This is a genomic window from Sinomonas atrocyanea, from assembly GCF_030812675.1.
In the GTDB taxonomy this organism is placed as follows: domain Bacteria; phylum Actinomycetota; class Actinomycetes; order Actinomycetales; family Micrococcaceae; genus Sinomonas; species Sinomonas atrocyanea_B.
This window is the reverse complement of record NZ_JAUSTE010000015.1, coordinates 69,287-76,911: the sequence shown is the minus strand read 5'-3', so window position 1 is coordinate 76,911 and position 7,625 is coordinate 69,287. Positions and strand designations below refer to the sequence as shown.

The following is a 7,625-nucleotide window of genomic DNA, read 5'->3' as shown; positions in this document are numbered from 1 at the left end:
CGCGCGGCCCCACCACTCCGCGGCTGTCCTTCACCCCCCGGGCGGGGCGCGCGTCGGCCCGCGCGGCGGGCGCCGGGGCCGCCGTCGTACTCCGTCTGGGAGTCACCTCCTGGGAGTCACCTCCTGGGAGCCACCTCCTGGAGGTCACCTCCTGAGAGTCACGTCCCGAGGGTCAGTCGGCGACGTAGTAGAGGCGCTTGTTGACGAACTCGTCCATCCCGAGGGGGCCGAGCTCACGGCCGAAGCCGGAGCGCTTCACCCCGCCGAACGGCATCTCCGCGCCCTCGGCCGCCGGGGTGTTGACGTTGGACATGCCGCTCTCGAGGCGCGAGGCGACCTTCTCGGCGCGGGCCGTGTCGGTCGAGAAGACCGCGCCGCCGAGGCCGTACGGGGTGTCGTTGGCGAGGCGGAGGGCCTCCTCATCGCTGCCGACCTTGTACACGACCGCGACCGGGCCGAACAGCTCCTCGTGGTAGGCGCGCATCCCGGGCGTGACGCCCGTGAGGACGGCGGGGGAGTAGTAGGCGGCGTCGCCCTCGCCGAGCATGCCGCCCGCGTGGAGCGTGGCGCCCTTGTCCACGGCGTCCTGCACCTGGGCGGCGAGGCCCTCGGCAGCGGCGCGGGAGGACAGCGGCGCGTAGGTGTTCTCGGCGTCGGCAGCGGGGTCGCCCGGGGCGAGGGCCTGCGCGCGGGAGGTCAGCTGGGCCACGAAGTCATCGAAGATGTCCTCCATGACGATCATGCGCTTGTTGGAGTTGCAGGCCTGGCCCGTGTTCTCCATGCGGGTGTCCCACGCGGTGTCGGCGACCGCGGCGACGTCCGCCGCGTCGAGGACGACGAACGGGTCGGAGCCGCCGAGCTCGAGGACGGCCTTCTTGAGGTTCTTGCCCGCGAGCTCGCCGATGACCGCGCCGGCGCGCTCGGAGCCGGTGAGCGAAACGCCCTGGAGGCGGGGGTCGGCGATGATGTCCGCGATCTGCGCGTGCGAGGCGAAGAGGTTCACGTAGGCGCCCCGGGGCACCCCGGCGTCGTCCATGATCCGCTGGATCGCGAGGGCCGAGCGGGGGCACGACTCGGCGTGCTTGAGGATGATCGTGTTGCCGAGCATGAGGTTCGGCGCGGCGAACCGGGCCACCTGGTAGTACGGGTAGTTCCACGGCATGATGCCCAGGAGCGGGCCCACGGGGAGCTTCTGCACCACGGCCCGGCCGCCGGAGAACGTCTTGATCTCCTGATCGGCGGCGAGGGTGGGGCCCTCGGCGGCGAAGTAGTTGAAGATGTCGGTGCAGAACTCGGCCTCGCCCTTGGACTGGGAGAGCGGCTTGCCCATCTCCTCGGTGATGATCGCCGCGAGCTCGTCGGCGCGCTCGGTGAACAGCTCGGCGATGCGCGCGACGACCTTGGCGCGCGTCTCGATGGGAGTCTCGCGCCAGGACTCGAAGGCGCTCTGGGCGGAGGCGAGGGCGGACTCGACGTCGGCGTCCGTCGCGGTGGGGAACGTCTCGACGACCTCGCCGGTGGCGGGATTCAGGACACGGTATCCGGGCTCACTGCTAGTCATGGCACCATCTTGCCCTCTTTGGTGGCGCAGATCACTGTACTTAAGTACGACGCCGGGTGGTCGCCGCTGTGCGGATCGTCCAAGTCCCCTTCGCCGCCGCCTCTCGCGTTGCGGAGCCACCTCCGTCCCGTCAGGAGCCGCCTCCGTCTCCTTGAGGAGCCAGACGACGCCGGCCGGACGCCTCCGTTGGGGAAGGCGGCCGGCCGGTGTTGTACCCGAAAGGGCGGAATCGCGACGAGATGCGTACCCGAAACGGCGGAATCGCGACGAGATGCGTACCCGAAACGGCTAGGGGAGGACCTGGCGCTTGCTCGAGATGACCCCCGTGTTGAAGCCCGCGAGGTGCAGGCCGCCGTGGAAGCGCGCATGCTCGATCTTCACGCAGCGGTCCATCACCACATTCAGGCCGGCGGCCTCGGCGTCGGCCGCGACGCCCTCGTGCCACGAGCCCAGCTGGAGCCAGATCGTCTTCGCTCCCACGCCCTTGGCCTCCTCGAGCACGCCGGGGAGGTCGTCGTGCCTGCGGAACACCTCGACGAGGTCCGGCGTCTCGGGCAGGTCCGCGAGCGAGGGGTAGACCGGCTGCCCGAGGATGGTCTTCACCACCGGGTTCACGAAGTACACGCGGTACTTCGTGGAGGAGAGCAGGTAGGTCGCGACGAAGTAGCTCGCGCGGCTCGGCTTGTCCGAGGCCCCGACGATCGCGATGACCTTCGTCTCCCGCAGGATCTTCAGGCGCTCCGGGGCGGTCGGCCCGACCCAGGCGCGCTCGGCAGCGGCACTCACTTGTTCGCTCCCTTCACGGGCAGGGCGCACGCCTCGCCGTCGTACGTCGGCGCTGCAAACTCCTGCTCCAGGTCCTGGATCTCCTGCGGCTCTGTCTGGCTTGCAGCCAAGGCCTGATCGAGGTCCCAGATGATGTCCTCGAGGTCCTCGAGCCCCACGGAGAGGCGGATGAGGTCCGCGGGAACTCCCGCCGCGACCAGCTGGTCCGCGGAGAGCTGCTGGTGCGTCGTCGACCCCGGGTGCAGCACGAGGGTGCGCGCGTCGCCGATGTTGGCCAGGTGCGAGGCGAGCTGGAGGGCCTCGATGAACCGGGCTCCGGCCTCGCGGCCGCCCTTCACCCCGAAGCTGAACACGGAGCCCACGCCGAGCGGGAGGAGCGCCTTCGCGTACTCGTGCTGCGGGTGCGAGGGCAGGCCCGCGTAGTTCACGTAGGTCACGCGCGGGTCGGCCTCGAGCCACTCGGCGACGCGCCGGGCGTTGGCGAGGTGCGCGTCCATGCGCTGCGGGAGCGTCTCGACGCCCTGCAGGAGCTGGAACGCGGACTGCGCGGACAGGGACGGGCCGATGTCGCGCAGCTGCTCCGAGCGCAGCTTGGTGAGGAACCCGTACTCGCCGAAGTTGCCCCACCACGAGACGTTGCCGTAGCTCGGGACCGGCTCGGTCATGGATGGGAACTTCCCGTTGCCCCAGTCGAACGTGCCGGACTCGACCACCACACCGCCGAGCGTGGTGCCGTGGCCGCCGAGGAACTTCGTGGCCGAGTGGATCACGATGTCCGCGCCGTGCTCGATGGGCCGCAGGATGTACGGCGGGGTCAGCGTCGAGTCGACTACGAGCGGCACGCCGTGCTCGTGGGCGACGGCGGCGAGGCCGGCCAGGTCGGCGATGTCACCGGAGGGGTTGGCCACCACCTCGGTGTACACGGCCTTGGTGTTCTCTCGCAGGGCCGCCCTGAACGCGGCCGGATCGGTCGAGTCCACGAACGTGGTCTCGACCCCGAAGCGGCGCAGCGTCACGTCGAGCTGGGTGATCGTGCCGCCGTAGAGCTTGGAGGAGGCGACGATGTGGTCCCCGGCCTGGGTGAGCGCGGCGAACGTGATGAACTCCGCGGCCATGCCGGACGACGTCGCGACCGCGCCGATGCCGCCCTCGAGCGAGGCGATGCGCTCCTCGAAGGCCGCGACGGTCGGGTTGCCGATGCGGGAGTAGATGTTGCCGTACTTCTGCAGCGCGAACAGGTTGGCGGCGTCGTCCGAGTCCTTGAACACGAACGAGGTCGACTGGTAGATCGGGACCGCCCGGGCGCCGTGCTCGGCGTCGGGCGTCCCGCCGGCGTGCAGGGCGCGGGTGCGGAACCCGAACTGGCGCTCCGCCATCAGGCGCTCGCCTCGGCGAGGTCCGCCCCGGCGAGGTCCGCGCGGTGGCGGGCGGCGCCGTCGTACTTCGTGACGGGGAGCAGATCGGTGCGCAGCTCCGTCCCGTTCGCCCGGGCGAGGTCCGCCTCGAGCTCGCGGACGATCGGCAGGACGTCGCGGCCGAACGCCTCGAGCTCCTCCTGGAAGTGCAGGTAGCCGGTGAGGAACAGGTTCACGCCGATCTTCTTGTACTCGACGATCCGCTCGGCGATCTGCTCCGGGGTGCCGATGAGCTTGGTGCGGAAGCCGTCGTTGTACTGGACCAGGTCCTCGAACGTGGAGTCCTCCCACATGCCCTTGCCGTCCTTGGTGGACTGGCCGGCCTCCTTGACGGCGGCGGCGAAGCCCTCCACGGCGGGGCGGTGGGCCTTGGCGATGATCTCGCGGAGCGTGTCCTGGGCCTCCTTCTCCGTGTCGCGGGCGATCACGAAGCCGTTGAGGCCGAACCGGGGCGCGGCCGGGGCGGTGCGGCCGTCCCGGGCTGCGGCGAGGACGCCGGCGATGTTCTCCTTGAAGCCCTCGATGTCGCGGCCATTGGAGAAGTACCAGTCCGCGGTGCGGCCGGCGGCGGCCTGCGCGGCCGTCGAGTTGCCGCCGAAGAAGATCTCCGGGTGCGGGCGGCCCGGGACGTCCACCGGGGCCGGGTTCAGGGTGAAGTCGGAGATGTTGTAGTACTTGCCCGACTGCGAGTAGTCCTTCTGCGTCCACAGGCCGCGGAGGACGTTGATGAACTCCTCGGTGCGGACGTAGCGCTCGTCGTGCTCGAGCCACTCGAGGCCGAAGTTCACGAACTCGTCCTTGAGCCAGCCGGAGACCACGTTCACGGCCGCGCGGCCGCCGGAGAGGTGGTCCGCGGTGATGATGAACTTCGCGAGCACGCCCGGATGCCACATGCCCGGGTGCACGGCCGAGATGACCTTGAGCCGCTCGGTGGCCATGAGCAGTGCGAGGCTGAACGAGGTGGCCTCGTGCTGCTTGTCCGCGCCGTAGCTCGCCGCGTAGCGGGTCTGCGTCAGGGCGTACTCGAAGCCGGAGTCCTCCGCGATGCGGGCGAGCTTCCGGTTGTACTCGAACTCCCAGTTGGTCCGCTGCTCGATGGTCGAGACGACGAGGCCGCCGGAGACGTTGGGGACCCAGTAGGCGAACTTCAGCGGGGTCTCGAGGTCGATCCCAGACAAGGACATAGTGCGCTCCTTACGTGCGGGCGCGACGTGGGGCTCGGGCCGAGGGTCCGTAGCACTCACCATCGCTTCTGGCAGTAGCACCTTTGGCTCCGCCGCCGTCGTCCGACGTCGAGGCCAGGGTTGCTGCGGCGTCACAGATCCAGATCTCTCGGCCGCTCGGGATGGTCCTTCCGATTGTCGCCAGGGGAGCCGTAACGATGCAAATTATTTCGTCACACTCGCGATGGCCCGTGCCTCGCCGAATACTGTTCGGTGGCGCGCCCGCCGGTCGGCCCGCCGGAGAGGGGAATGCACTGATGGGACGCACGACGGCGGGCGGTTCCGTTCCGTACGCGGAACTCGCCGAGCGCTTCGCACCGGTCTTCGCGCGGATCGAGGACGGCGCACTCGACCGCGAGCTGGCCAGGACCCTGCCGTCCGAGCAGGTCGGCTGGCTCAGGGAGGCCGGGTTCGGGCGGCTGCGGGTGCCGGTCGAGTACGGCGGCTTCGGCGTGTCCGTCGAGACCCTCGTCCGCCTGCTCGTCGACCTCTCCGCGGCGGACTCCTCCGTGGGCCATCTCCTGCGCTCGCACTTCGCGTTCACCGAGACGATCGCGCTGCAGGACGAGGCGTTCCGCGCGCGGTGGTTCGGGCGCGTCGTCGGGGGCGCCATCTTCGGCAACGCGGCGACCGAGCGGTCCGGGAACGCCCTCGGCACGGTCGCCACCCGGCTCGTCCCGGCGCCCGGAGGCGGCTGGCTCCTCACCGGCGAGAAGTACTACACGACCGGCACGATCTTCGCGGACTTCGTGGCCGTCATGGCGTCCCCCGAGGGGTCTGCTTCCCGGGTGTACGCGGTCGCGCCGACCGGGCACCCGGGCGTGGAGATCCGCGACGACTGGGACGGGTTCGGCCAGCAGATGACCGGGACCGGAACGGCCGTGTTCCGCGACGTGCCCGTCCCGGCCGAGGACGTGGTGCCGCGCACCGAGTCGACGACCCACGAGCCGGCGTTCCTCCAGCTCATGCTCCTGTCGGTGCTCGCCGGGATCGGCAAGGCCGTGGTGCGCGACGCGTCGGCCCTCGTGGCGAAGCGGACCCGCACGTTCTCGACCGGGTCCGGGCAGCTGTTCCGCGAGGACCCGCTCATCCTGAACCTCGTGGGGCAGCTTGCCGCGAAGTCGTTCGCCGCGGAGTCCTCGGTGCTGGCCGCGGCCCGCGAGCTCGACTCGGCCCTCGCGCTCGGCTCCGACGCCCCCGCCGAGGACCGCTACGCGCGGGGAGCTGTCGCCGTCGACCTCGCGCAGGTGGCCGTGCCGCCGCTCGTGATCGACGCCGCGCAGCAGCTCTTCGACACCGCGGGCGCCTCCGCGGTGTCCCGGGGCAAGGCGCTCGACCGGCACTGGCGCAATGCCCGCACCGTCGCGACGCACAACCCGGTGGCCTTCAAGGCGCGCGGGCTCGGGGACTGGTTCGTCAACGGGACCTCGCCGGTGGCCCTGCACAGCATCGGCGAGGCGCGCGTCGGCTGACCCCTCTCCCCCCACCTCTTGAGGGGTCTCTGGCGGGGGCCTGTGGGGTCTCTGGCGGGGGCTTGTGGGGTCTCTGGCCGTGCCCGGGGCCATGCCGCCAGGGACCCCGCAACGGTGTGCCAGGGACCCCGCAACGGTGCTACGCCCGGGCGAGGAGCTCTTCGCCCACCCGCCCGCGCTGGTAGAAGACCTCGCGCCCGGCGCGCACCGGCTCGGTCAGGCCGGACTCGGCAAGCACCTTCAGGTGGGCGTTGACCGTCCCGGCGGCGAGGTCGAGCGCGCAGGCTAGCTGCGTCGTCGTCATCGGCACGTCCAGCTGCGCGAGGATCTGGGCGCGCGTGCGCCCGAGCAGCCGCGAGACGGGGGATTCCCGCGTCTCCCGCGTGGCCTCCCACAGCCGCCCGACGCCCCGCGGCGCGTAGGTGATCGTGGGGACGAACGGGGCGATGTTGAGCACGAGCGTGTTGGGCCACACGAACGCGTTGGGCACCAGGATCAGGCCGCTGCCCGGCGTGGGCCGATCCGTCGCCTCGCACCCGCGCATGATCTCGAGGCCCGTCGGGGTCGGCCGCACGCTCGGGTGCAGGGTCTTGAACACCTCCTGGATGCCGTAGCGCGAGAGGTCGTCCAGACGGGAGTCGATGTCCGCGAGCAGCACCGAGCGCAGCCGGGGCCAGTAGGGCTCGAGGGCCGTGGTCCAGTACCAGCGCAGCGCCGCCACGATGCGGGGCACCGACCCCGCAAGGTCGGCCCGCAGCTCGGTGAGGGTGGCCCGCATGTAGCCGGCGAGCTGGCACTTCTCGAGGCTGTCGAAGTCGCGGGCCCACAGCTCGGCGGGCACCTCGGCGACCGCATCCAGGGCTTCGGCGAACGTGTCCGCGCGCGTCGGGGTGGGGGTCAGGGAATCGGCGATGAAGCCCTTGGGCTGCACGAGGGTCGTGAGGACGCGCAGGTGCTCGCGGGCCAGCGGGTCCGCGCTCGCCGAGATGCGCTGGCGCGCCTCCGTGATCCAGGGCCGGTGCAGCGGCGTCCCGGCCTGCAGCGCGCGCAGGCTCGTCACGGTCTCCCACAGCGGGGACGCCTGGAAGTGGACCTTCGTGAGGTCCTCGCTCGTGAGCGTGATCAGCATGGGATCAGCGTAGGTTTCGGCGTCCCCGGTGGTCGAGGA

At 71.0% G+C, this 7,625-nt stretch carries 6 protein-coding genes and 1 riboswitch; of the genes, 1 reads left to right on the top strand and 5 read right to left on the bottom strand.

What is annotated here, in order from left to right; translation table 11 throughout:
- Window positions 1-172: 172 nt before the first annotated feature.
- From J2W20_RS17430 to sfnG, 4 genes are all read right to left on the bottom strand, one after another.
- Window positions 173-1,561, bottom strand: a complete 1,389-nt coding sequence (locus tag J2W20_RS17430; RefSeq protein WP_307008181.1) for an NAD-dependent succinate-semialdehyde dehydrogenase — start codon at window positions 1,559-1,561, stop codon at window positions 173-175.
- Window positions 1,562-1,849: 288 nt separating this feature from the next.
- Window positions 1,850-2,347 (bottom strand): CoA-binding protein, encoded by a 498-nt coding sequence (locus tag J2W20_RS17425; RefSeq protein ID WP_307008179.1) that lies wholly within the window; start codon window positions 2,345-2,347, stop codon window positions 1,850-1,852.
- Complete coding sequence (locus tag J2W20_RS17420; protein ID WP_307008178.1) at window positions 2,344-3,723, bottom strand: O-acetylhomoserine aminocarboxypropyltransferase/cysteine synthase family protein; 1,380 nt, start codon at window positions 3,721-3,723, stop codon at window positions 2,344-2,346. The genes J2W20_RS17425 and J2W20_RS17420 overlap by 4 nt, the downstream gene beginning before the upstream one ends.
- Window positions 3,723-4,946: a dimethylsulfone monooxygenase SfnG gene (gene sfnG / locus J2W20_RS17415; protein ID WP_307008175.1), complete on the bottom strand. Its 1,224-nt coding sequence runs from the start codon at window positions 4,944-4,946 to the stop codon at window positions 3,723-3,725. The genes J2W20_RS17420 and sfnG overlap by 1 nt, the downstream gene beginning before the upstream one ends.
- A gap of 56 nt (window positions 4,947-5,002) precedes the next feature.
- Window positions 5,003-5,114: riboswitch (SAM riboswitch) on the bottom strand.
- Between the two features lie 128 nt (window positions 5,115-5,242).
- On the opposite strand from sfnG, the gene J2W20_RS17410 reads away from it, so the two are divergent.
- On the top strand, window positions 5,243-6,457 hold the full coding sequence (locus tag J2W20_RS17410; RefSeq protein ID WP_307008173.1) for an acyl-CoA dehydrogenase family protein: 1,215 nt from the start codon (window positions 5,243-5,245) through the stop codon (window positions 6,455-6,457).
- Window positions 6,458-6,596: 139 nt separating this feature from the next.
- Here the strand turns inward: J2W20_RS17410 and J2W20_RS17405 are convergent, their stop codons facing one another.
- Window positions 6,597-7,586, bottom strand: a complete 990-nt coding sequence (locus J2W20_RS17405; RefSeq protein WP_307008172.1) for an ArsR/SmtB family transcription factor — start codon at window positions 7,584-7,586, stop codon at window positions 6,597-6,599.
- Window positions 7,587-7,625: the final 39 nt, after the last annotated feature.